Genomic DNA, 1,343 nt, shown 5'->3' with positions numbered 1-1,343 from the left:
TCCGCACCTATCCGCGCCTCTTCGCGCCTATCAGGCAACCAAAAAACGCACCATCATCTCCAAAAACATCCAACAATAGTATGAGGAAAAACCCTCAGGAAGTGATACAAACAACAAACAAAAACAAAAAAACGTGTCTGCCCGATTCTGACTTTAGAGGGAAAGAAAAGAACAGACACTATTCTCTTGGACCTTTCGGATAATCAACATACCCGGTCCATCCAAAAAAGACCAGCCGCAGTAACCAGCCGGATGATTCCATCAATCATCAATCATCAATCATCAATCATCCATCATCAATCACACACAAACAGAAAAAAAAGAAAGCACGGAAAAAACTTCGAGCCGCACTCTCCCCTAGAGAGATGAACTGCCGAAATACTCTTGTGTTATTTCTTTCTTTCTAAAAGTATATATAGTTACTGCAAGGTCTCGAAAAAATCGAAAACAAAAAAACTGGGGTCAGCGTCACAATCATCCAAACGCACTGATGGATGATTGATGACTGATGATTGATGATTGATGACTGACCCCCAAAAACTCACAACAATGAGACAAAACACCTACGTCAACATATCAAACGAGGAGTTCAAGACCCTCGACAGCATCGCAGAAAACCTCGGCTTCATCAGCCGCACCGACCTCTTCACCGCCTGCGCCCACCTCCTCATCTACGGAGAACTCGCAGCCGGGGAACCGGCTCCTGACGGCATCACCGCCGGCCAGCTCACGAGACTCCATCATTACAGCGAAAACGTCAGCTGCATGCAGCAGACCTTCATGGAGATCGTCCGCGAGACCGCTCTCCCCGTCATCGCCATGAAAGGCATCGCCACCGCGGAAAACGCATTCGGCGAAGACATCAAACACCTCATCTACGAACGCTGCGGCATGGTTCCCGAGGACACCGACATCCGCACCTGGTTCAGGATCTTCAAAAACCTCCACAGAGCAGAGCTCCTCGAATACCGCAGCAGACAGTTTGCCGCAGCACTTGCAGGAGACGAAGAATGAGCGAACTTATCGGCGACGCACCCGGCGACTTTGCCGCCTGGCACAAACTCATCACCGGCTGCTGGGTCTACAACATCGTCACAGGCGAGGTCATCAGCATGACCACGCAAAAACCGCTCACCTTCGAACCAGGACCGAACGGCGGCTCGATCAGGACATGCGTCCATGGTCACCGGTTCAGGGTGACGAAACAACGGATCGCAAAAATAGCCGTCTGGATCGGCAGATGCGAAGGCAACATCAAGACCGGAGGGAGCACATGACGGAAGAAACGACGGAGAACACGGGCGGCACAACGGCAGCGTGCGATGCAGTATGCCCTGCAGGAT

General features: G+C 51.1%; 3 protein-coding genes. All 3 read left to right on the top strand.

Features of this window, described 5'->3' with window-relative positions; genetic code table 11:
* Positions 1-203 (top strand): hypothetical protein (locus EYA77_RS09785; RefSeq protein ID WP_209314999.1); only part of this gene is annotated, 203 nt, incomplete at its 5' end.
* Positions 204-522: 319 nt separating this feature from the next.
* A complete protein-coding gene (locus EYA77_RS03770; protein ID WP_245241164.1) occupies positions 523-1,014 on the top strand; it encodes a hypothetical protein in 492 nt (163 codons plus the stop codon).
* Positions 1,011-1,277, top strand: coding sequence for a hypothetical protein (locus tag EYA77_RS03765; RefSeq protein ID WP_167815902.1), 267 nt, complete (start codon positions 1,011-1,013; stop codon positions 1,275-1,277). Before EYA77_RS03770 ends, EYA77_RS03765 begins: the two co-directional genes overlap by 4 nt.
* Positions 1,278-1,343: the final 66 nt, after the last annotated feature.

This window comes from Methanocorpusculum sp. GPch4 (assembly GCF_012062385.1).
In the GTDB taxonomy this organism is placed as follows: Archaea; Halobacteriota; Methanomicrobia; order Methanomicrobiales; family Methanocorpusculaceae; genus Methanocorpusculum; species Methanocorpusculum parvum.
The sequence above is the reverse complement of the archived record's forward strand: the minus strand, read 5'-3'. Positions and strand labels throughout refer to the sequence as shown.

Bases quoted from the DNA above. Each gene is read 5' to 3' on its own strand.
- EYA77_RS03770 (WP_245241164.1), top strand. From the start codon at position 523: ATGACTGACCCCCAAAAACTCACAACAATGAGACAAAACACCTACGTC.
- EYA77_RS03765 (WP_167815902.1), top strand. From the start codon at position 1,011: ATGAGCGAACTTATCGGCGACGCACCCGGCGACTTTGCCGCCTGGCAC.